The following is a 24846-nucleotide window of genomic DNA, read 5'->3' on the forward strand; positions in this document are numbered from 1 at the left end:
TATAATATTATATTTTATTACAATATATTTTTGGTATAATGACTAATTGCTCAATTACCTTTTGGAGGTTCCAAATGAAATTTTTCCTTCTTTTATCGTTGTTAACAAGCTTATTATTCGCAGTAGTAGATATCAATACTGCAACTGTAGAAGAACTGGCTTCACTTAAAGATATAGGTACTAAAAAAGCCAAAAAAATTATCAAATACAGAGAAGAACACGGTTGTTTTAAAGATCTCAAAGAGTTTAAAAAGGTAAAAGGGATCAAGAAAAAAACAATAAAGAAAAACAAAGGGAATATAGTTGTTAGTGAATGTAAAAAACAGTAAGTTTCTTATTACGAAACTTCTTTTCATCACTATTGTTTCAATTTTTCTATCTGCTTGTAAAAGTAGCAACAATGTAGATAAAACACCATCTTTTACAGGGAATATAGTAGACACACAAAGCTGGTATGCACTTCCTTTAGATTCACGTATGTCTATCACACAAAGTACTGCTCCCGTTTCAGGTATAAACTCTACACTTGTTGATATGGATGTATATATCCCTATCCCAAATAGCAGTCTGTGTGTACCATGGGATGATCTAACTGCCCCTGCAAGACCGTGTACCCTTGATGATGTTGATCATGATATTGAAGGGGATGATGCGTATGAACCTGTACTAAATGCAACTTTATCAACAGGTTCTTTTAGCGGTATCGGCGAATTTAAGATTCGCGGAAACTATTCAAGAACACTTGCTCAAAAATCTTATTCGATGAGATTAGATTCTGATACGGCTCTACTCGATTATCAAAGAAAATTTCAATTAAACAAACACCTCTCAGACTCTTCAAGAATTCGAAATAAACTCGCATACGATCTTATTCGCACTATTCCTAACTTAACAAGTTTAAAAACACAGTTTGTACACCTATCTGTAACTGACGATGTAAACGGTACTATAGACTACGGTCTTTACACACACGTAGAAGCTTTAAGAGAAGAGTATTTAATCAACCGTGGATGGAATAAAGACGACAACCTTTATAATGCAAACAACTTTTTATTTGATGACTGGGCTTTGGAAAATCTCCAGACAGATGAAAACGGCAACCCTTTAAATGAAGCAAATTTCAATACTTTTTTAGAGATCAAAGCGGGTAAAGACCACCATATGGTTTCAGAGATGTTAGCAGCTGTCAACAGTAATCAAAATATTGACACTGTAGTTGCTACCTATTTTGATCGTGACAACTATATAACTTGGATAGCACTTAACCTTGTTCTAGGAAATCAGGATGTCAGTTATCATAACTATTTTCTTTACAATCCTATATACGGTAAAAAATTCTATTTTGTCCCTTGGGATTATGACGGTGCCTGGTCATCAACACAATATTTGGGAAAAGCGGAATACGGTATAGCCGTTTTAATGGAAGTCCCTTTACACAGAAAATTTTTACGTATACAAAAAAACAGAGATGATGTTTATGCTATGGCTGAGAAGCTAAGAACAGACTATATTACAAACACTAGAATGCAAGAACTAATCGATTCTTACGAAAATTCTGTTTTACAGGCTGAGCCAACTATCTCTTCATGGAGAATAAAAGCTGAAGAGTTGATCCCGCAAGTTGATACAAACATTGCACTCTATAAGAGTGTTATAGGCCATCCAATGCCTTTTTATGAAAGAGCTTCATACAGTAATGGAGTTTTTAGTGCAGACTGGGACGTATCAGAAGACTTTGAAGGAGATGCAATAGTTTATGATCTTAATGTCTCAAGTGATTATGATTTCAATACAACTGTTCTTTCAGTTCAGGGTCTAAGCGGACTAAGTTACAGCAATGATACACTTGGACTTACTCCGGGAACATACTATATGAAAGTTATATCTAGAGAAGTGGGTGATTCTACACACTATCAAGAAGCATTTAACAGATTACGCGATCCTGCTGATACTAAAACCATATATGGAACGGTGGCTTTCGATGTACAATAATGAAGCGACTCAACAGAACGTTACCGCTAATGTAAAAGCTAAAAAGAGAAAAACACCTAATTTAGTATCTACATTTTTTAGAAATGCACTGCGTTCAAATTTAGACCTTACATCTTTAGCGGATACAAAAGCGGGTATCTTGATCTCGCTTAACGGCTTTATCTTAACGGTCAGTGTAACGGCTTCAAGTTTTACCGTTCATTCAAAACTTATGACTTATGCGTTTATCTCAATCATCTTAACCTCTCTTGGCTCGATCATCTTGGCTGTATTGTCTGTCAAACCAAGAACAAAAAACAAACTTGTAAATAAAGAGTTTCTAGAGGACTATCATAGTCTTTTATATTATCAAGATATGGCGGATATGTCCCCTACAGAGTACCACTCTTCAATGAACAAAGCTTTAAAAAGTGCCAAAAGATCAAAAACCGAGATGATAAGCCATCTCCATATTTTAGGTGCTGAGATCAAAAAGAAATATTTTTGGCTGAAATACGCTTATACATTTTTTTCTACAGGGCTTATACTCACTGCGTCACTCATTGTTTACGCTCTAATGAATGAGAGTAAAAGAGTTGCAAATACACAAAAAGAGAAAGAGTATTTTGTAGGAACATTTTATAATATTTTTGAGCCTTCCGGTGCAACAACCGTCGAGAAGAACAAAGTGCTTATTGTAGAAGATGAAAGCAGCAGCAGACCACTTAAACTGATCACATTCGATGAGAATAATCATGTAGTGGAGATAGGTGACCTGCATATCCCTAAAAAAATCAAAAAAAGTTTCAAAAAAGAGATAGAAGATCTTGAAGCGATCACGTCAGACGGCAATATTGTTTATGCAGCTACATCCCATTCGCTTAACCGTTCAAATGAGCAAAAAAAAGCACGTGAAAAACTTCTTATGTTTCATTATGAGGATGAATCTATTATCGATATGGAAGTTTACAATCATCTAAAAGATGAGCTTATTGCTCTTGAACCAAATCTTTTTGGAGATAAACTACTTGGATACAATGCAATCAACATCGAGGGGTTAACAGTTGATACAACGGACAACTCCCTCGTACTTGGTTTTAGAGCCCCTTTACATAATGCCAAAGCAATTATTTTAGCTATCAAAAATCCTAAAGAGCTTTTTACAAAGAATCCTCCAAAACCTCTTTTTAAAGAGCCTCTTTATGTTGATCTTAACGGACTTGGAATACGCGGTATCAAATATGACGAGCAAAAAAAAGGTTACTGGATAATAGCGGGGGATGCGGGTCAAAGAACCGCTAAGTTCCAACTCTACTTCCTTGATCAAACTACACAAAAAGCATCTTTAGTAAAAAAAGATTTGGATCTTGGGCATTCTGAAGGAATAACAATTGTAGAAAACGGTGCAGAGAGATTTATATTTTGTGTTGAAGACAATGGAGAACAGCCTAATAAAGCTGCCAATTATATTAAAATCGGGATGGATTCATTATGAGATACTTTATACTCTTACTTATCAGTTTCTCCCTGTTTGCATCCAATGACACAAACACAACTCTCGATCAAGATACAACAATTCAAAAAGAGAAAAAGAAGAAAAAAGTCAAATATGTAAAAAAACGCCCGCAACAATATAAATATCGACAGTACATCTCAAACCTTTCAAACGATAAGAAACCTATAGCACCGTATGACTACAGATATAGTTTTGGTGCACAGATAAGCTACGATATCGGCTATATCGATCAGGCGGAGGCCATCTCTTATGATAAGCCAAAACCGTTTTTTGACCACGATTTTAGAAGAGCAAGAATCAGTCATTCGGGAAGTTTTTTTGATAAAAAACTCTTCTATGAGATGGAATACAGTCTTATTGAAGATGAGGATCATTACAAAGACTTTTATGTTGGGTATAAAAACAAACTTCGACTAATAAACGGTGACTATAGAATAAAAGCCGGGAACTTGAAAGTCCCTTTTTCTCTTTATAGATATACAACTTCAAAAAACCTCTCATTTATGGAGAGACCTCTAGGGGACGATGCCTTTGCTATCCCTAGAAAGTTAGGTGTAGAGCTGTTTATTAACAGTAAACTTGATCGACATCTGTTTGGTTTATTCTTGTGTGGTTTTACAAACTCGATAGATGAAAGAAAAGATGATGAAGTAAACAAACCGGGAACGGCACTAAGAGCGACATATACATATAAAGCTTCTAAAAGGGAGCTCTTTCATGTTGGTTTTGGAGCCCTGCAGCAAGATTATAAAAATGAAGACTTGCGTTATAGACAAGATTCGGAATCAAGCATCTTAGATGAGAAATATGTCTCTGTACGTATTAGAGATGTCAATGATATCTTAAATAAAAATCTAGATCTATTATATGTTAACAACAAGTACTCTTTACAGGCAGGATACACAACATCTGATATCTCTGCCGATAAGGATGACTACAACTTTTACAGTTACTTTATGGAGGGGAGTTATTTTTTACTAGGCAAAGGAAAACGGTTTGATTTTAAAGAATCAAAATTCTCAAAAATTAAACCGAAAAAGGATGGTGCTGTTGAGTTGGCACTCAGATATTCTTATATCAATCTCAATGACAAGGATGAACATGGTGGTGAACAAACAAATTATGGTTTTGAAATTAACTGGTACATCAATGATGAAACCAAGGTAATGGCCAACTATATTATGGCATTGCCAAAGGATACCGATGATTATGACGGGTTGATAAATATCTACCAAATGAGAATACAATTTGCTTTTTAATGTTTAAAGAGCTTTATCTAACTAAGAAAGGAATTTAGGATGTTAAGAAATGTATTATTAGCAGCATTTGCAATGTTGTTTATAGGTTGTACAAGTAATGTGATCGTAACGACACCAAAAAAGCTACCGGCTGTATATGAAGATGTAAATGAGACACATCAACAAAAAAACAGTGTTACTATCGCTTTATTTCGTTTAGAAAACTATACGGATACTCCAAGAGCGGGTATGAGAGCTTCTAATATTTTAGAGGGGATTTTGAAGGCTAAAGGGTATAAAGTTGTTTCATATGTAAATGATAAAACTTACTCTTTGAAAAAAGCTGCTAAAAAAGCAAAAGATGATAATGCAAAATACTTTATCTACGGTGGTGTAAGTGAATGGAGATACAAAACAGGTATCGACGGTGAACCGGCTGTTAGTATCCAAGTAAGTTTATATAAAACAAAAAACAAAAAACTTGTTTGGAGTGCAACTGGTTCAGACAGTGACTGGGGTAACGGTTCTATAGGGACAACTGCCCAAGACTTACTAATGGAGATGGTTGAAAGATAATGGCAAAACATACACAAAGAGTACAGGAAAAATCAACAAAAGATCTTGTAAGAGAGTATATACACAAATACGCTTATATTGAGACATTAATACTTGTTACTCTTTATGTAGCTATTGGTTATTTAATCAACTCTGAAGATCCATGTTTACTAAGTTACAAAGTACCGTATCTTGTAATTTTACTGGCGGTCATCACCCTTTTTCACGGTTTTGAAAACGGTGTATTTGCAGTCAGTATTATCTCATTGACTATCTGGATATTTTATCCGTCATTCCAATATGTGGATTTCTTGATTGCATTACTTATGACTTTAATATTTAGTCAATTTCACTACTATTGGACCTCTCGTATCAAAGAGGCTGAAGTCGATTCAAGCTATAAATCCGAGAAACTCTCCGAGCTTTCCCGTGCTTTTTATACCCTGAAAATTTCGCACGATCAGTTAGAGAAAAACTATGTTATTAAGCCTATGAGTATTCGTAATTCAATTAACCATATTGTCAACACGAATGAGATGATATTACTTGATGAAACAGTCGAAAATAAAGCATATGAATATAATAACAACTTCCTAAAACTAATTGAGAAATCGTTTAGTATGCAAAGTGGTTTGATTCTCTATCTAAAAGATAATGCGATCGATAAAAAGTTCAACAAAGATACGGTAGAGCTGATAACTATTAATATAGAAGAGCATTTGGAAGTTGATAAGTTACTGAAAAACTATCTTGTAGATAAAGCAATCGCCAGAAAATCACCCGTATATGTAAGTGATGAAACCGGTGAACCGACTATATTTAGCGAAGAGATTGAAAATAAATATATTGGTGCTATACCGGCAGTGATCAACGGAAAAGTTGTGTCAGTCCTTGTAATAGAGAAAATGCCTTTCATGTTTTTTAATAGAGAGAATCTTACATCGATCACTATTTTACATGAATACTTCTCTATTGAAAACAGAAAAGCTTCTCTTTCAAAATCACTTGACGGTTTTGAACTTTTAGAAGATAAAGATTTTAAATTTGAGATGGCAAGACTCCGAGATCTGAACAATAATTTCAAAGTGAATTCTGTCGTCTTAGTACTACGAATCGACAATGAACTGCAAACCGCAAGAGTGTACCAGAAAGTTGAACGTATGCTCCGTTCTCTTGATATGATTACATTAGTACAGAATGAAGGTTATTATTACATCACGTTACTGCTTCCTCTACACGATAAAGCAGCAGCACAAGGTTTCCTAAAAAGACTTCAATTTATGTTAGAAGACGAGAGGGATAAAAAGTTTGAATATATGAGTTTTGATATGAGTAAACTTTCCCTTCTCTCAAAATATTATCGGGAAGATTATGGAAAATAAACTATTTGCCCAATTTGATCTATACTTTTTTTTGATATTAGCTATACACACGCTAATAAGCATTGTAATAGCTTTTTTTATTTCAAAATATGTAAAAAAAAGATTTATTCAAAGCTCTTATCAGGTAAATAAACAAGATCTCCATAGACTTCAGGCTATTATTGATGAGAACCAGTTTTACAAAATGTTGTTTAGATTTTCATTGCATAAAAACAACTTCAGATCGAGTTTTCTTTATTTTTTTATATTTAACTTTTCTATGCCTGTTCTTGGCTATGTAACTTCTATACTTTTAGCAAAACTAATGGTAGATATGGAATATACTGAAAAAGTTTCTAATACAAATATTTTAAATCTAGATGAGTTTGGTATATCGTTTTTAGAAGTTGAAAGAGTTTTTGGTGAAGGTTCACTCAATGATCTCATCCATAGTCAATACGCACCAAAATCAAAAAAATTAAGAGCATTAAACGTTCTCTCGACAAATATCTCTCCGGCAAACCTAAGAATTATCAAACAAACACTCTCAAGTACGGATGATGAGATCAGGATGTTTGGATATGCCATTATCGATAAAGCTGAAAAACGTCTGGCAAAAAATATCAATAAAGAGCTTGAAAGGCTCAAAGCTGCAGATAATGCACATAATCTTCATGATGCGGCCGAAGCATCAAAAGAGTTGGCATTTTTATATTGGGAACTCCTTTATACAGAACTTTCACATGAAAGTCTTAATGAAGAGTTTTTAGATCAGGTTGAGACGTATGCATTAATCTCAAGACGCCATTACCTTATATTGCTTGATGAGATAGTGGAAGAGAACTCTCAAGAGCATCTACAAATTATCAACACTTTATCAAAATTACACCTCTTACTTGGTCGTGTATATATGAAAAATGAAGCCTTTGAACAAGCTCTTACAGAATTTACAGTTGCCCAAGAGCTTTTAGATAATGATGCAAACTTTGTATTACCGTATATGGCAGAGATCTATTTCTTAATGGGTAAATACAATATAGTTGCTTCGATTTTATCAAAATTACAAAGTCTGAGTATCAACTCGACAATTTACCCAATTTTAGAACAATGGAAGAGAGCGTAAAATGCCACATAATATTAAATTTCCAAAAAGTGATAATGTTGATATCATGCTTTTTTCCGAGGGAACTTATCCATACATAAAAGGTGGCGTTTCTAGTTGGCTATTGCAACTTATGAAAGGTTTACCGCAATTTACTTTCGGTGTTTGTTTTATAGGTGCTCAAGATACCATAGACGGCAAAAAGATGAAAATCAGCTATGAATTCCCACCGAATCTAAAACATCTTGAGGTACACTACCTTTTTGACAACGAAGATACACCTCCTCCAAAAAAAATTGAAGGGAATGAAACAGGTTTTGAAGCTATTCGTGAACTTTATTCAAGTTTTAAAAGTGATAAGGTTCAAATGCCCAAAATGCTGCAAGACATCTCTTTTTATACAAAAGATGTAACATTTGAAGACTTTTTATTTTCAAAAAAAGCTTGGCAGTTTATAGATGAAACATATAGTAAAAACTGCCCGGATGTCCCGTTTGTAGACTATTTTTGGACATTAAGAAATATCCATAAACCTATATGGATACTTGCTGATATTGTCGAAAAATTGCCTAAAGCGAAAATATTTCATTCACCTTCTACAGGGTATGCCGGATTTTTAGGAGCACTCTCCTCTTACCAAACAAACAGACCGTTTTTATTAACGGAACACGGGATCTATACAAGAGAAAGAAAAATCGACATGTTCTCGGCTGATTGGATTGAGTTTAAAAAGCCTAGTTTATTACAACAACCCGAAGAGTATAACTACATCAAACGTATGTGGGTAAACTTTTTCGATAAGATTGGGATCTTTTGTTATGACCGTTCAAACTATACCCTCTCACTTTTTTCAGGTGCGCAAAAAATTCAAATAAGCTACGGTGCAAATGAAAATAAAACTCGGGTTATCCCTAACGGTGTTGACGTTGAAGGTCTCGGAGAAACAATGAAAGAGCGTCTTGAGACTCCAAGACCTATCATCACGCTTATTGGGAGAGTCGTACCTATTAAAGATATTAAAACCTTTATTCGTGCTATTAAAATAGCATCTATGACTATTCCAAATATCGAAGGGTGGATCGTCGGTCCCGTTGAAGAGGATCAGGAGTATTTTGATGAGTGTCAACAGATGGCGATATCTCTTGGTTTAAAACACAGAAAACAAAAATTTCAGAACAATAAAAGTGAAATGTCTCTTGAAGATATTGTTGCACACAGAGATAAAATAAAGTTCTTTGGACATAGTAACATTAAAGATATTTTACCAAAGTCGGCAATCCAGACACTCTCTTCTATCAGTGAGGGGATGCCTTTAGTTATCTTAGAGGGTTTTGCTGCGGGCGTACCTTGTGTTGCAACAGATGTGGGAAGTTGCCGCGACCTAATAGAAGGTGGTATAGATGAAGAGGATAAAGCGATAGGTTTTGCAGGTGCAATTGCCGGTATCGCAAATCCGGATGAACTTGCATCTCAATATATCAAGTTTTTAAACTTTGAAAACGGCTTATGGAAAAGAGCTCACGAGGCTGGTTTAAAACGTGTAAGAAAATACTACTCTCAAGCATCTTTTTTACAACAATATGAAGATTTATACAACGAAGCAAAAGATCTTACCTGGGATGAATTGGCAGAGATAGTTTTCCCTTACTATATGCCAAAACCTCCACCATATCCTAGAGTGATGTTAAAAAGATTTACAATTACAAAATTCTTAACAAATCTACCACAGAGGGGTCTATAATGGCGGGCATTGGATTTGAACTTAGAAAAATACTGCGTGAAGACAGACTTCTTTCACTCGGTAAAGTATATGGATATTCGGCAATACTCAGCTCAGGGCCTTGGGTTATATCGATTGTAGCGATTATTCTGGTAGGTTTTATCAATCTTTCACACTTTGGTGAAGTAAAAGATGCCTTTAGATTTCAAGTCGTTATCACCTATGCTATTGCTTTGGCATCAAGTTTAATAATTACGGGGATTTTACAGCTCCCTTTTACAAGGTATATTGCCGATCTGATCTTTAGAAATAAAGATGATGAGATCTTACCATCTTACTTCGGTGCTATCTTTTTAGCGTGGGGGCTTGGTCTTATCTTTATAGTTCCGCTTTATATCTGGGTATTTAGCGATATGCCCCCTTCATTTATTGTCGGTACCGTACTTACTTTCTTAGTACTTTGCGGGGTCTGGATTTCAAGTATATTGGCTGCGAGTTTAAAATACTATTCACAAGTTGTTTGGGCATACCTTCTTTCGTATACTTTTATCGTTGCAGTATCATATGCATACGGAAGCTCTATCGAGATGCTTGTATATATCTTTTTTACCGGGAATGCGATCCTTTTTACGATACTTATGAGCTTAATTATTAAGAGCTATCCATCTACAATCTTTATGAAACTAAACTTCTTTTTAGATCATAACTTTTACTGGACACTTGGAATTGCAGGTCTAAGTTACAACCTTGGTGCATGGATCGATAAATTTATCTTTTGGTACCATCCTGCAACGGGACATGCTATTATCGGAAAACTTCACGCCTCTGTAGTTTACGATATGCCGATCTTCTTGGCATATTTATCTATCTTACCGGGTATGGCTATCTTTTTCTTTAGACTCGAAGCCGATTTTGCAGAAAAGTATGATCTCTACTATGATGCGGTTAGAAGCGGCGGGACTTTAGGTCTTATCAAAAAATATAAAAACGATATGACCTCAATCGTAAGACATGCGATCCATGAGATTATTATGGTGCAGGGTATTGTTGATATTATCTTGTTTTTAACTGCAGATAAACTCTTTGCGGCACTAAATATCTCTACACTTTATCTTGGATTATTTTATATCTTAACAATTGGAGCTATGTTACAGTTGGCATTTATGTCTATTTTGGCTATATTGTATTATCTTGATCGTAAAAAAGCTGCTATGTGGCTCTCTATCTCGTTTTTTGTTCTAAACGGGCTTTTGACATACTTATCGATCAACATGGGCACGACTATGTTTGGATACGGATATACGATATCTCTTTTAATTGTCTTTACTCTCGGTGTATTAGTTATTCGAGAAGAGATGAATAGGTTGAATTATGAAACATTTATGTTACAGTAAAATTATCCTTACTTTTTTCCTTTTTATAGCTACTGCCTATGGTTCGGTAAATGACAAAAGTGCCATAGTGTATCTTGGAAAAGATATCTCCTATCCTATGGTCGGTATCCATGACTATATCATCGTAGATCCTGTAAAAACTAATGTTTATACACATGGTTTTGAGGTATATAACAATAAAATCTATGCAAAAGTAAACATTAGTAATTCCAGTACCATTCAAGAGCTACTAGATCATGTTACACGTCTCTCAAAGAGTGGATATAAAAACTTCTTTTTTGACGTTCAAAAGCCGATTTATCAAAAAAATCTAACGCTGTTTTTAAACAAATTCAGATCGACAAAAACAGTTCAAGATGCACAGGTAATTATCCATTTAGATGATCAAGAGCTTCTTAGCTCTATCTCTAAGTATATTGATACTTTACTTGTATATAACGCTTCTAAAGACCCAAAACTTGAAAATAACATCAAGTTCTATAAAAACCTGAGTGATGACATTATTGATGTTGAGATTCTCTCATCGAATAATATAGAGCAACTCAAACATTTAGGGTTTATCCCCTATATTACAACACCAAGTATGGATAACTACGGAAAATCATCGAAAAATGCGATTAAAAGAGAGATCTTGACGCTTGTAAATGAGAGTATTGAAGATCGTAAAGAGTTATCTGCAAGCCGTTACGGAGCTTTACCTTTAGAGTATAACGGGTATATTCAGAAGCTCTATAATATCCAAAATTCACTTCCGGATCCTGAGCATATGGGTCAATATGCAGGTGTAGTGATTTGGTTAAGCATAGGATATAAAGACTCTGTAAAATTGGTAACTTGGATAAAAGAGATCCAGTCACAAAATATCCCTGTTGTATTTGCATACGATTTTGGTTTTAATTCATCAAATACATTCTTACAACAGCTAGGTATTAGTGCAATGGATGCAAAGGCGGATGCTACAAAAACTATAGTCCACAAAGATAAAATGATGGACTATGAGATAAAAGTACCGCTGAACCAAGATAGATTTTACATCAAACCGCCGGCAGGTTCTAAAGCACTTTTAACATATAAGGACAATTACGGACTCACCTCAACACCTGCAGCGATTACGCCATGGGGCGGGTATGCACTCGGTGATTCATTTTTTATAGAGCTCGACGGAGAAAACCTATGGAGCATCGATCCATTTATGTTTTTTAAAGAGGCTCTGCGTTTAAAAGATTTACCCGTACCCGATACGACTACAGAAAACGGTAGCAGACTCTTTTTTACACATATGGACGGTGACGGTATTTTAAACGGTGTTGAGTTTAATCCTGAGTTTATATCCGGTGATATTATCTATAGTGAGATACTCAAAAAATATAAATTCCCACACTCCGTATCTCTTATCGGTGCAGAGATTATGCCAGATGGTCTCTATCCAAAAGAATCAAAAAGGCTGTTACAACTAAGTAAAAAAATCTATGCCTTAGATAATGTCGAACCTGCGACACACACCTTTACTCACCCGTTTTTCTGGGGAAAAATAAAAGATGATCAACTCGATGAAAAATATAGACTTCAGGCACCTGGATATACTTTTTCAACAGCGTATGAGACATTAGGAATGCTTGATTTTATTCAAGATAAACTGATTGGTAAAAATTCAGATAAAAAAGCAAATCTAGTATTTTGGAGTGGAGACTGTAATCCAAGAACCGATGCACTAGAGTATCTGGCTAAACACAATATTTTAAACATTAACGGCGGAGACACCACTATTAACAATGCAAATCCATGGTTAACCAGAGTAGCCCCGCTTGGTCTTGAGAGAGATGGGTACTATCAAATCTATACAGGTGCAGAAAATGAAAATGTCTTTACAAAAGACTGGATGGGACCGTACTGGGGATTTAAAAAAGTTGTACAAACGTTTGAGTTAACAAACTCTCCAAAAAGGTTAAAACCTATCGACGTCTATTACCACTTTTATTCAGCTTCAAAAAAAGCATCATTGAATGCTGTACGTTATGTTTTTGACTGGGTTATGCAACAAAAAGATATCATGCCTATCTACACTTCACAGTATATTCCAAAAGCGATGGACTTCTGGACAGCTTCTATCGCGTATGAAGAGGGGGTTTGGCTTTATGACGGGATGAGGGACCTTAAAACACTTAGAGTAGAGAAAAAAGATGCCACGGTAGCACTTAATGACTCACAGACTATCTTAGGTGTAAAACATTTTGAGAATCACACCTATATCGCTTTAGATCCTCATATTAAACATAGTTTTAAACTCAATGGTGCAGCTGTAGATAACACTGCGTATCTTATTAGTTCGAACGGGGAAGTTACAGAGTACATAAATAATAAAAACTCGAAACGCTACAAATTCAATGCGAATGTACCTCTTGAGATCAAACTGCATATTCCTAATAACTGTGTAGTAAATGCTATTCCAGAAAGCTCGGTTGAAAAGCTAGAGAACAAAGAGACAATTCTCAAATATAAATCTAACAAAAAGGCAACTATAGATGTACGATGTCAATAACGAAAAGACTGTTTATGTTGTAACATATAAAGAACTTTTGTTCACTGTTGTAATCTTTATAATTATCCTTTTTGCACTCTATCCAAAAGGGATCTTAAAAGATCAAATATCTGCAGATCAGTCTAATTATGATCTCAGTATGATCTACTTAAAAGACCTTTTAGAACACAGTCCTAACGATGATTCACTAAAGTTGATACTGTTGGAAAAATATGTACAAGCAGGAGAGATTGAGCACTCTCTTGAACTCTCTAAAAGTTTACTTCAAAGTAAGAACAAATATATACGTAATAAAGCGATAGTGTTAACTTACCAAACAAAAAAAATAAAGTATTTTGCTACCAACGATGAAAAACAACAAAAAGTTCTTCACAATGATCTCAAAAAACTTTTTGCAACTATATATGCAGAGAAACTTTACGATGACAATACGAAAAAATGGCATAACGAAGCAGTATTTTCCCATAATCCTCAAGCTGCCTATTATTTCTTGCAAATAATGTTAAAAGAGGATCCTACAAACGTAAATCTCTTAAGAGAGGGGTATTATCTTTCTCTAAACCTTTACAAAAAGTCAGATTCAATGGAGTTCATCAACTCTTTAGAGAAGTATGATACGAGCAACTCGACAAAATGGGCTATGGATAAATATGATATATTTATCCGTTATAAAGACTATAAAAGTGCCGAAAATATTTTACAAAGATATGCTAATGATTCGATCGAAATTCAAGAAAAACTGGCAAATTTCTATCTTATGATAAAAAAATACGAAGCAGCATCAGATACATATCTAAAACTCTATTATGTTTCTAAAGATGAAGATGTACGAGAGGGTTATCTTGTTAAAGCTGTCAAAGCATTACAAGCCGGCAACCTTTTAAAACAAGCGGCCAACTTGGTACATCAATATGAATCAAAATATATAGGCAATATAAAGATGAGAAAATTTTTCTTGCGAATCTACCTTGCGGCAGGTGAGCTGGAATATGCATCGCAATTGTCTAAAAAAATCCTAAAATACGAGAATAAGTTATGATAAGAATAGTTCTAGTATTACTTTTTATTTTTATATCCGTAGTTGCACAAGCGAACCTTCCGGTTACGCAACAAACACCGCTTGCAAAGAAAAAGCAATTACAAACACCGGCTTCGGAGGAGGAAGAACTTCGTTTAATGGTGCAAGTATTTTTATACAAAGGTGATGTGGAGAGTGCATTTCAAGTTGCACAAATCGGCTACAACCAACATCCAAATTCCTACTATTGGAATGAGAAAATGGCTACTATTTCACAATGGACAGGTCGTTCTGCACGCTCTATGAAGCACCTCAAAAAGATGTATCAGCTCAAATACGATCCTAAGATTGAGAAACAACTCATCGAGTATGGAAAAGCAACCTTTCAATATGAAAGTATAGAACCGCTAGTAAGAAACAGGGTAAGAAAAAATCCTAGTGAAGAGAACATCGATCTACTGATCACCATCTATAAACAAACGGGTTTTCCGGAAAAAGTTATAACAATCTTGGATAAAGAGTATAAAAAAACAAAAAAACCTTTATTGCTTACAAAAGCACTTGAACTCTCTTTAGAGTTAGGTGATCTTGATCTAGCAAAAAAATATGTAGATATTCTCAGCAAAGAGAGACCTTATTCAAAACAAAACAGTGCCCTTATAGCAAAATACTACTATATTTTAAGAGATATTAACACTGCTTATAACGCTCTTACATATGCAGACAATCCTGATATTATTGAAGATAATAACGATACTTCGGAACTACAGTATTTTGAACTAAAAAGTGATCTGGGATGGTATCTGCAAAAAAATCTTCCTGCCGCACAAGCATCAAAAATGTTGATTGATGCAGATAAGGGAAGATTGTCCGATTATGAAAGGGTTGCTGTTGTTTATCAGGATATTGATCCAGAAATTGCGGCACAAGCAGTAAAAGAGGGGTATATGAAATATCAACTTTCATATATGTTTTTCGGTTATGCTAATGATGCCATCAACAAAAACAAGTTTGATGAGCTCAACAAACTCTTAAAGACAATCGATGAAGAGAACTCACCCCTTACACAAGAGGCTATGTACTGGATCATAAAATCAAAAGTTTATAACCACTATGAAAAGTACGATCTCGAAGAGATGGCTTTACAAAAAGCACTTTTGTTATCCCCATACGATATAGAGATCAAAACAGCTCTTTTATGGCACTTTATGGATCTGCATGATGTTAAAAATACAAAACTGATCCTTCTGGAGATTGAAGAGAAAAACAATATTTCTTCATCACTTTACTTCACTTTAGCATCTGCATATTTCTATATCAACAATATCGACAGAGCCTCTTACTATACGAGTCTCCTTGATTTTGAAAAGAATATCATTACACAAAGTGTTGACTATAAATTTTTACAAGCATATATCTATCAAATGCAAAATAGAGATGAAGCTTTTAAATTAAGAATGAGAGAGGTCTTGAACCTTTTAAAAGAACAAAGAGAAAAAACTCCTAGCCTTAAAAAAGACAATGATCATCTTACAAACTATCTCAGTGCGGCAATGTATGTTATGCGTGCAGATAAGTTTGAGAAAAACTTCAAAAAAGCAAAACCATATCTCAAACCGAAAAATTATAACGAGTTAGCGTACTCTTGGGCATTGCAAAAAGATGCGCTTGAAAAAAGTCATGAGATTTATACACAAACACCGACTCCGGAACTATGGATGCAGTTCTCAAATGCTATTGTTGTTCAGCACCATACAAATATAGAGAACCTGCTTGATCAATACCTCTATGAGCTCTCTGCCTCAGATGCATCTTTCCAAGCAAAAGAGGATGGGCAGATTGCATTGGCACAAGCAATAAACTATAACTTCTTTGATCATAACCACTATAATAAAAACAACTATATACAACAGATAGAGCTCAGCAAACTTAGAAGTGACACACTTGATATCAGACTTTCCAGATATATCAGAGATCCACTTGAACAGCACTACGTTACACTGAAAAACAGCTCTTATATAGGGGACAGCTGGTATGTTTTAACCGGTTTTGGATATTACGACAACAAATCATCTGATCCGGATATTTTAGTAGATGTTCCAAAAAGTACTTATGATGCTACACTCGGCATTAAAAAGGTAACTGAGAGAGCTTCTATTGAACTTGATCTTCTCTATAACCATAATATGAGGAACTATCTCTCAGTTCTTTTAAATACAACTTATCAATTCAGTACTGACTTTAGAGGTGCATTAGAGATAGCAAAAAACAAAAGGGCTGAGGAGAGTACACAGCTTTATCTCGGCGGTAAAAAAGATCTTATTGCTCCGTCAATAACATACCAGATCCTCGATTCTACTTCTGTTGAACTGAGATATGAATTGAGTGATTTTTACTCCCAAGATAATGTACATCTTGGAAACGGAAGATATTTTAGTGCAAATGTTTCACAACAATTGAGAAACGGTTATCCGGATCTTCGCTTTGGAATGTTTTACGATAATGGAATCTATAGTGAAAGTTCAGGTTCCAAAGGTGTTATCGATCAACTCCAAGTAGATCAATATCAAGTTTTACCGAGCCAGTTTTATAACATAGGAATTAATTTCTCATATGGTTATGTGAATAAAAACCTCTACACTAGAGTTTGGAGACCTTACATTGAATTTTCCCCTTATTATAGCTCTGATATCGGTGATTATACATTTGGTGTCAATGGCGGTATCGGCGGAAAAGTATTTGAACAAGATCATATGAGTATCGGTGCTTCATATACCGACTCTGTCAACGGTATAGGTGGAAAAGTATTTCAGTTCTATATAGATTATCAATTTATGTACACACTCTCAAAGGAGTTCTAGGTTGAAAAAACACCTGCTTCTTGTGTGGATTTTTAGTGCACTTTTATTTGGCTCTTTGCAAGATAAAAGTGCGGTAGTTTATTATGGTGATGAGCTCTCTTATCCGATGGTCGGTATCCATGACTATATTATTGTACAACCCAACCATACAAACACCGCTACACATGGATTTTCTCTTTATAAAAAAAATATTTATGCATATATAAGTATCGGAGAAACTGACACTAACAGTAGTGAGTTTAGTGATATCAATAGTTCTTGGATCGTTGCAAAAAATGAAGCTTGGAGGAGTGATGTTCTCGATATCAACAATAAAGAGTATCAAGAGTTTATCTTTACACATCAAATAGAACCTCTTTTAAAGCAAGGATTTAAAAACTTCTTCTTTGATACTTTAGACTCATACTATTTTTACTCAAAAACACCCGAAGAGATTCAAAAGAGTCAACAATCTTTAGCTAGTTTTATTCTTGAGTTTCATAAAAGATATCCCGACTCAAAACTGATAATCAATCGTGGTTTTGGAATTATAGACAATGTTCATAACGCGGTTAATGCGGTTTTATTTGAATCCTATTATCGAGGCTTAAAAGGGAAAAATTTAGCCTATCAAACAGTAGATGAAGCAGACCGTATATGGCTTGATCATAATCTTGAAAAGGTTAAAAAATATAATCTCGACATTATTGCCGTTGATTATCTCTTTGATATGAAACAAGCTGATGAGCTTGTAGAAAAACTTCAAGCAAAAGGTTTCATCCCTTATGTAGCAAATAAAGCGCTGGATATCTACGGAAAGAGTTCTAAAAACAGTGTTAAAAGAGAGATTCTGACTCTTATAGATGAAAGTAGACTCGATCGAATGCTTCAAGGTGCACATTTTGAGGGTGGACTTATCTTTGAATATCTCGGATATATACAAAAACTTTACGATATCAACAAAGGATTACCAAATCCCGATAAGTTAGATCATTATGCAGGGATAGTTATTTGGCTAGAAAAATACTATAACGATCCAAATAAACTCTTAAAGTGGGTTACAGAGGTAAAGAAACGCAATATTCCTATTGTTTTTGTCAACACCTTTGGTATTGATGTAAAAGAGGATGAACTTGCATCCCTTGGCATTACAATCCAACAGACGAACCTACCAAAACAATCTATCCTTTATAAAGATGAAATGGTTGGTTTTGAGATTGAACCTCCTATGTCTAGAAACCCTATGCTCATTCATGTCAAAGATGCAAAAGAGTTACTTACCTATCAATATGCAGACAAAAAAACATCCACCCCTGCAGCGATCACTTCATGGGGCGGATATCTTCAAAATGGAGCTTTTATTACATCTATTAATGGTGAAGATATATGGGTCACTAACCCTTTTAAATTTTTTGCGCAGGCGTTAAGACTCCAAAAACTGCCAGTGCCAGATCCAACTACCGAAAATGGGAAACGTCTCCTTTTCACGCACATTGACGGTGACGGTATTATGAATAAAGTAGAGGGGGATTTTGGAGAGTTTTCAGGTGATGTTATTCTTAATAAAATTCTAAAAAAATATAAAATTCCCCATTCGGTTTCTGTTATTGGAGCCGAGATAGATCCAAACGGCCTTTATCCAAAGCTCTCAGAAAAACTAATAGATATAACAAAAAAAATGTTTGCACTTGAGAATGTAGAAGCGGCAAGCCATACATTTACACACCCGTTTTTTTGGGAGAAAATAGTTGATGACAATCTAAGTGAGGAGTATAGACTCAAAGTACCAGAGTATCAGTTTTCACTTGAAAGAGAACTCAAAACCACCCTTGATAATATCAATGAAAAATACTCACCGAAAAACAAATCTAAAAAAGCAGAGACTATCTTTTGGAGTGGAGACTGTGCCCCAAGAAAAAATGCTTTAGAGTATATCTACAAAGATCATATTTTGGCAATCAACGGTGGTGATACCACTATTGTAAAAACCCATCCCTGGCTTACACGTGTCTCCCCTTTTGGATTAAAACGTTCAGAGTACTACCAAGTCTATACAGGTGCACAAAATGAAAATGTATATACAAACAACTGGCTTGGACCGTTTTGGGGATTTAAACGCGTAACACAAACTTTTGAACTGACAAACTCACCCAGACGTCTAAAACCTATAGATATCTATTATCACCTATACTCAGGTTCTAAACGTGCATCGTTAGAGGCGTTGAAATATGTATTTAACTGGGCTCTCAAACAAGATGTCATGCCAATCTTTACCTCTGAATATATCCCCAAAGTTATGGATATGTATGAGGTCTCTATGGCAAAAGATGAAAATAGTTGGCTCATTACAGGAATGAATGACCTAAAAACCATCAGATTTGAGGATTTTGATACAAATGTAGACCTTAATAACTCAAAAGGTGTCGTAGGTCTTAGCCAATTTGAAAACCATACCTATTTGAGTCTCGATCAAAGAGGAAAACATCTTATAGAGCTCTCTCCTAAAAACAACAATAAAATCTATATGGTTTCAAGTAATGGAAAACTTACTGATTATAAAGAGAGTAATACAACCAAGAGTTATAGTTTTAGCTCTTATGTAGATCTTGAATTGAGTATGTATGTTGATAAAGAGTGTAGTATATCTTCCACTCCAAAGGCACGCAAGCTCTTAGAGGAAGAGAATATTGTTACACTCAAATATAAAGATACAAAAGCGGTAACAATAACACTAGAGTGTGAATAACTCTAGTTGTTTTTATATCCGTTAGGATTCTTTGACTGCCATCGCCAACTATCTTCACACATCTCATCAATTGAGCGCTTTGCTTCCCAGCCTAAAACAGATTTAGCATAACTAGGATCGGCAAAACATTTTGCTATATCACCGTTGCGTCTTGCTGTGATCTTGTATGGGATCTTTTTTTCTGATACTTTTTCAAATGCCTTTACAATATCTAAAACAGAATACCCTTTCCCCGTTCCTAGATTAACCGTCAGTACATTCTCTAAACTATCAATCTTTTCAATCGCTTTTACGTGTCCCTCCGCTAAATCGACAACATGTATATAATCTCTTACACCTGTACCGTCATGCGTGTCGTAATCATCTCCAAATACACTTAATTGCTCCAATTTACCAACAGCAGTTTGTGATATATAAGGCATAAGGTTATTTGGTATTCCGTTTGGATCTTCACCTATTAAACCTGATTTATGTGCACCGATAGGATTAAAATAGCGAAGAAGTATAACTTTCCATTCATGATCTGAAGTAAACAGATCTTTAAGTATATCCTCTATAAAAAGTTTTGTTCTTCCATAAGGGTTTGTAGTTGAGAGTGGAAAATCTTCTGTAATTGGTGTCGTATGAGGATCTCCGTAGACAGTTGCCGAAGAGCTAAAAACAATCTTTTTACAGTTGTTTTGCGCCATCACTTCACAAAGTTTTATAGTCCCTATTACATTATTATCATAGTATGCTAACGGTTTCTCAATAGATTCTCCGACAGCTTTAAGTCCTGCAAAATGGATTACGGAGTCTATATCATAAAGATCAAATATTTTTTGCAGGTCAGTTTCATTTCTGATGTCACCCTCTATAAACTTCACATCTTTACCTATAATTTGTGATACTCTTTTTAAACTCTCTTTTGAAGAGTTACAAAGATTATCAAATACTACAAAATCAAGTCCTTCATTATCTAACTCTATACATGTATGTGAACCTATATATCCCGCTCCGCCGGTGACTAATATCATCTATGTAAAACCTTCTTTTTAATATAGTATTTATTATACACTTTATATACTTATATATGATAAATATAACAAAAAAAATTCTTTATGAACCATTATTGCACTTTTTAGTTTTAGGAGGATTGGCTTATTACTACTTTGATTATGCCAAAGAGAAAGAGTCAAGCATCTCAAAACCAACTCTTGTCATTGCAAACTATGAGCTAAAAAACTTACAAAATGAAACACAGCTACAAGCTCCAAAACTAGTTTTAGCGTATCTTACATATCAAAAAATACTTTTGGAAGAAGCCTATTCCCTAGGACTTTATAGGGATGATCCAAAAATAGATGAACATCTACTAAAAAAAATGGAGTACCTCTTTAAAAATGATATAGAATTTCAAGAACCTTCTGAAGAACAACTTCATCAGTTTTATCAAGCACATCTTAGTGACTACAGCAAAGTGAACTCTTTGAACCTTTATCTCTTAAGAGTTGATCAAAATACAGAAAAAAATGTGATACAGAAACTCTCAACTATAACCGACCTTCGCCCTTTTGCCAAAAAGTATGAGCAACTTACTCCAGATGCAATCAAAGAAAAATTCGGTAGTTATACCGCTCTGAAAATCTCCACATTACAAGAAGGATTTTGGAGTGAAGTGATTGATAACAAACTGTTTTATATAACAAACAAACAGGTATCTGAGCCCTACTCTTTTGAAGAGGTTGAAGGGATTGTATATGAGCACTATAAAAAGAGTTTTAGAGTACTCAACGAACAACAGGCATATGCCAAAATTTATAGCAAATATATTATCAAAGAACAAAAATAGATGCCTTTATTTCGTATAGTTTTTCTTCTGACTCTTTTCTCTGTTTTTTCACAAGCACACCAGACGGGGCTATCGTTTATCGATCTTAAAAAAAACAGTGATGCCACAATAGATGTAGTGTATAAAAAACCCCTTTCAGATACAAGGGATGAAGATATCACGATCAACTACCCTTCACGATGCATTCAGGACACGCCCACTCTAAAAAAAATAGAAAACGGCTTTATTCTCAGAAAATATCAACTTAACTGTGGAGAAAACGGTTTAAAACAGAGTAGAATCTGGGTAGAGGGTCTTGTTTCAAGTGATCGGGGTGTAGTTGTACGTTATGAGAGTGATGATACTATCTATAAATCTCTGCTAAGAGCTACTACACCTTTTATGGAGTTCAACAAACAAAGCTCAAAACTAAAACTTTTTATGGAGTATCTCCAATTAGGAATTTTACATATCTTAACCGGCTTTGATCACCTCTCGTTTGTGATGGGACTTCTCATTTTATCTGTAAGTTTACGTAAACTGCTTTATACAATTTCGGCATTTACCCTTTCCCATTCTATCACTTTGGTATTTGGTATTTTAGGTACAGCAACAATTAACATTGCGTATGTAGAAGCGATGATAGCACTAAGCATCCTCTTCTTGGCAAAAGAGATAATGTTAAAACGTCAAACATTTACAAAGAGGCACTTAGGGATCGTAGCATTTTTATTTGGCCTGATTCACGGTTTCGGGTTCTCATCAAACCTTTCTCAGATCGGCTTGCCCCATAATGAGATCCCCCTTTCACTCTTTTCGTTTAATCTTGGAATAGAGCTTGGGCAAATTATTTTTATTTTGCTTGCTGCATTACTTTTAAAAATAGTGCATAAGTTTATTAGTGAGAAGAGAATAGATATAGCCGTGGCCTATACCATAGGCTCTGTATCTTCCTTTTGGCTCTTAGAGAGAATACCTTTTTAATCTTTCCCTATTCTATGCCCTTTAAGTGCGTAAAATAGGATAAAAAGATAACTTACAATCCCTAAGAGGTAACTCATCTGCATATCGTTTGTATAGAGTGAGATACGCCCAAAAAGAAGCGGCAGTAAAGCTCCCCCTGCAATCGACATAATTAGAAGTGCACTCGCTTTAGGAGTATGTCGCCCTAATCCCTCTAGTACCAAAGGCCAGATGGTCGGCCATACCAAAGCGTTTGAAAGACCAAGCAGTGCTACAAACAATACAGTATCAGGGATTGTTTCCATAAATATATGGCTCTCTTTTGGAGTAAAAACAATCAAAAAGACAAACACTATCCCTAGAAGTGATGAGAGTGCAAGTGCGCTTTTTTGTGATAAAAGTTTTGGGATTGCAAGGATACCGATAAAATATGCCAACACCATACATGCCATTGTGTAAGAGGTAAGAATAGTGACATCTTTTACCCCTAGACTTTGAGCGTATAACCCGATGGTATCCCCTGCCATCACTTCAATACCTACATAAAAGAACAGTGCGATTGCACCTAAAATTACATGGGGGAATCTAAAAATACTTACATGATCGTAAGTATCATCTTCCTCATATTCAACATCTTTTAAAGGGGAGAAATGTACAAATAAAATCAGTGCCAATAAAATAGAGGCCATAACAAGATAAGGTGTAACTAATGTCTGCGATAACAGATCCAAATTACTCTCTTGCAACTCTTCAAGTACCGGAATATCCGATAAAATTAATGCAGTAAATACAATAGGTGCGAGAACTCCTGCAGATTTATTTATAAGCCCCATAATACTGATACGACGCGCCGCACTCTCAATAGGTCCGAGTAAAACGATATAAGGATTTGAAGCACTCTGTAAAATTGTAAGCCCTGTCCCCAAAACAAAAAGAGCAAGTAAAAAGATCCCAAACTCTCTCATAAAAGCAGCAGGAATAAAAAGCAGACTTCCAACCGCCATCACAAATAAACCTAAACTCATCCCCTTTTTATATCCGGTGAGTTCCAAAAGATACGACATCGGATATGCCATAACCGTATAAGAGATATAAAATGCAAAAGTGACAAACAATGCTTCAAACTCATTGAGATCACATAACACTTTTAAAAACGGGATTAATGAACCGTTTAGCCACGTCACAAACCCAAATATAAAAAATAAAACCGCTATGATACTCATAGAGAGAATTGTTGCACTTCTATCCATCATTTTTCAATTCCTCCAGATATTTTGCCACGCCGTCTTCATCGTTACTGTGCTTTAAAACAATATCTGCCATCTTTTTCACATCGTCATGAGCATTTGCAACTGCCACAGAAGTGTTTGCCAGATTAAACATCCCGATATCGTTGAGATTGTCCCCAAATACACTTAAACGGTTAAGATCAAATCCCGCTGCTTCGCTCACACTTGTAATACCGTGGGCTTTATCAGCATCTTTATGCAAGATAGTTAAAAAATAGCATCCCATATACGCTTCAGGTGCTAAGATATATTTTAATTCATCTCCGAATATCTTCTTTATTCTTTGTTCTAGTTCAATAAGTATCGCTTCATCAGCCATATAAACAATTTTAAAATTATCATCCATTGCACGCAAGTTTTTAAAACCTTGTGTGTGGTCGTCGTTAGCATAACGTTTTAATATCTCTGTTTGATAGTTATTAAGCGTAGTAGAGTAGGTAAACGCTTCATTGAGTTCTTGATCGACCAATGAAAGAACAAAAGGATAGATTCCAAGCTTACCACCTTCATCGATGATCTCATCCGCAACATTTTTGGAGATAAATTTCGTATCTACTATCTTTTTTTCGGTTGTTGCTATAAGTGCTCCATCAAGAAGTATCATCGGTGCATTTATGCTTACACCCTTTAAAAACTGCATTGTTTTTTTATAAGTTCTCGCCGTTGCTATCGAGATAATGGCATCTTTTTCATAAGAGTTCCATATTTTTTTAGTATAATCACTTACAGATAAATCTGTTCGTAAAAATGTATGATCAAGGTCAGTTATATATATATTTTTCAT

General features: G+C 35.0%; 18 protein-coding genes. 15 read left to right on the forward strand and 3 right to left on the reverse strand.

Going from position 1 to position 24846, the window contains the following annotated elements; translation table 11 throughout:
* Positions 1 to 74 precede the first annotated feature (74 nt).
* The 13 genes from QWY88_RS05545 to QWY88_RS05605 are packed head-to-tail and all read left to right on the forward strand — an operon-like array spanning position 75 to position 20000.
* A complete protein-coding gene (locus tag QWY88_RS05545) occupies positions 75 to 329 on the forward strand; it encodes a ComEA family DNA-binding protein (RefSeq protein WP_304544920.1) in 255 nt (84 codons plus the stop codon).
* On the forward strand, positions 310 to 1992 hold the full coding sequence (locus QWY88_RS05550; protein WP_304545310.1) for a CotH kinase family protein: 1683 nt from the start codon (positions 310 to 312) through the stop codon (positions 1990 to 1992). The genes QWY88_RS05545 and QWY88_RS05550 overlap by 20 nt, the downstream gene beginning before the upstream one ends.
* Entirely contained in the window at positions 1964 to 3466 is a 1503-nt protein-coding gene (locus tag QWY88_RS05555; protein ID WP_304544922.1) for a DUF3616 domain-containing protein, read from the forward strand. Before QWY88_RS05550 ends, QWY88_RS05555 begins: the two co-directional genes overlap by 29 nt.
* Positions 3463 to 4746, forward strand: a complete 1284-nt coding sequence (locus QWY88_RS05560; RefSeq protein WP_304544923.1) for an OprO/OprP family phosphate-selective porin — start codon at positions 3463 to 3465, stop codon at positions 4744 to 4746. Before QWY88_RS05555 ends, QWY88_RS05560 begins: the two co-directional genes overlap by 4 nt.
* 39 nt (positions 4747 to 4785) lie before the next feature.
* Complete coding sequence (locus QWY88_RS05565) at positions 4786 to 5301, forward strand: hypothetical protein (RefSeq protein ID WP_304544925.1); 516 nt, start codon at positions 4786 to 4788, stop codon at positions 5299 to 5301.
* Entirely contained in the window at positions 5301 to 6662 is a 1362-nt protein-coding gene (locus QWY88_RS05570; RefSeq protein WP_304544927.1) for a PelD GGDEF domain-containing protein, read from the forward strand. Before QWY88_RS05565 ends, QWY88_RS05570 begins: the two co-directional genes overlap by 1 nt.
* Positions 6663 to 6693: 31 nt before the next feature.
* Positions 6694 to 7764: a tetratricopeptide repeat protein gene (locus QWY88_RS05575; protein ID WP_304544929.1), complete on the forward strand. Its 1071-nt coding sequence runs from the start codon at positions 6694 to 6696 to the stop codon at positions 7762 to 7764.
* A gap of 1 nt (position 7765) precedes the next feature.
* Complete coding sequence (pelF, locus tag QWY88_RS05580; protein WP_304544931.1) at positions 7766 to 9484, forward strand: GT4 family glycosyltransferase PelF; 1719 nt, start codon at positions 7766 to 7768, stop codon at positions 9482 to 9484.
* Positions 9484 to 10857, forward strand: a complete 1374-nt coding sequence (gene pelG, locus QWY88_RS05585; protein ID WP_304544933.1) for an exopolysaccharide Pel transporter PelG — start codon at positions 9484 to 9486, stop codon at positions 10855 to 10857. The genes pelF and pelG overlap by 1 nt, the downstream gene beginning before the upstream one ends.
* On the forward strand, positions 10835 to 13396 hold the full coding sequence (locus tag QWY88_RS05590) for a polysaccharide deacetylase family protein (protein ID WP_304544935.1): 2562 nt from the start codon (positions 10835 to 10837) through the stop codon (positions 13394 to 13396). Before pelG ends, QWY88_RS05590 begins: the two co-directional genes overlap by 23 nt.
* Positions 13380 to 14435, forward strand: a complete 1056-nt coding sequence (locus tag QWY88_RS05595) for a hypothetical protein (protein WP_304544937.1) — start codon at positions 13380 to 13382, stop codon at positions 14433 to 14435. The genes QWY88_RS05590 and QWY88_RS05595 overlap by 17 nt, the downstream gene beginning before the upstream one ends.
* Positions 14432 to 17275: a tetratricopeptide repeat protein gene (locus QWY88_RS05600; protein ID WP_304544939.1), complete on the forward strand. Its 2844-nt coding sequence runs from the start codon at positions 14432 to 14434 to the stop codon at positions 17273 to 17275. Before QWY88_RS05595 ends, QWY88_RS05600 begins: the two co-directional genes overlap by 4 nt.
* 1 nt (position 17276) lies before the next feature.
* Positions 17277 to 20000, forward strand: coding sequence for a bifunctional glycoside hydrolase/polysaccharide deacetylase family protein (locus tag QWY88_RS05605; RefSeq protein ID WP_304544941.1), 2724 nt, complete (start codon positions 17277 to 17279; stop codon positions 19998 to 20000).
* Between the two features lie 2 nt (positions 20001 to 20002).
* Here QWY88_RS05605 and galE read toward each other — a convergent pair whose 3' ends face one another.
* Positions 20003 to 21016, reverse strand: coding sequence for a UDP-glucose 4-epimerase GalE (gene galE / locus QWY88_RS05610; RefSeq protein WP_304544943.1), 1014 nt, complete (start codon positions 21014 to 21016; stop codon positions 20003 to 20005).
* Positions 21017 to 21072: 56 nt separating this feature from the next.
* Between galE and QWY88_RS05615 the strand changes: the two genes are divergently transcribed.
* Together QWY88_RS05615 and QWY88_RS05620 are read left to right on the forward strand one after the other, a co-directional pair.
* Positions 21073 to 21831 carry a peptidylprolyl isomerase gene (locus QWY88_RS05615; protein WP_304544945.1) on the forward strand — a complete coding sequence of 253 codons (759 nt, stop codon included), beginning with the start codon at positions 21073 to 21075 and terminating at the stop codon, positions 21829 to 21831.
* Positions 21832 to 22794 carry a HupE/UreJ family protein gene (locus QWY88_RS05620; protein WP_304544947.1) on the forward strand — a complete coding sequence of 321 codons (963 nt, stop codon included), beginning with the start codon at positions 21832 to 21834 and terminating at the stop codon, positions 22792 to 22794.
* Here QWY88_RS05620 and QWY88_RS05625 read toward each other — a convergent pair.
* Together QWY88_RS05625 and QWY88_RS05630 are read right to left on the reverse strand one after the other, a co-directional pair.
* Complete coding sequence (locus QWY88_RS05625; RefSeq protein WP_304544949.1) at positions 22791 to 24026, reverse strand: sugar MFS transporter; 1236 nt, start codon at positions 24024 to 24026, stop codon at positions 22791 to 22793. The two genes, QWY88_RS05620 and QWY88_RS05625, sit on opposite strands and share 4 nt — an antisense overlap.
* Positions 24016 to 24846 (reverse strand): HAD-IIB family hydrolase, encoded by an 831-nt coding sequence (locus QWY88_RS05630; RefSeq protein ID WP_304544951.1) that lies wholly within the window; start codon positions 24844 to 24846, stop codon positions 24016 to 24018. The genes QWY88_RS05625 and QWY88_RS05630 overlap by 11 nt, the downstream gene beginning before the upstream one ends.

It is taken from the genome of Sulfurimonas sp. hsl 1-7 (assembly GCF_030577135.1).
GTDB classification, from domain to species: domain Bacteria; phylum Campylobacterota; class Campylobacteria; order Campylobacterales; family Sulfurimonadaceae; genus Sulfurimonas; species Sulfurimonas microaerophilus.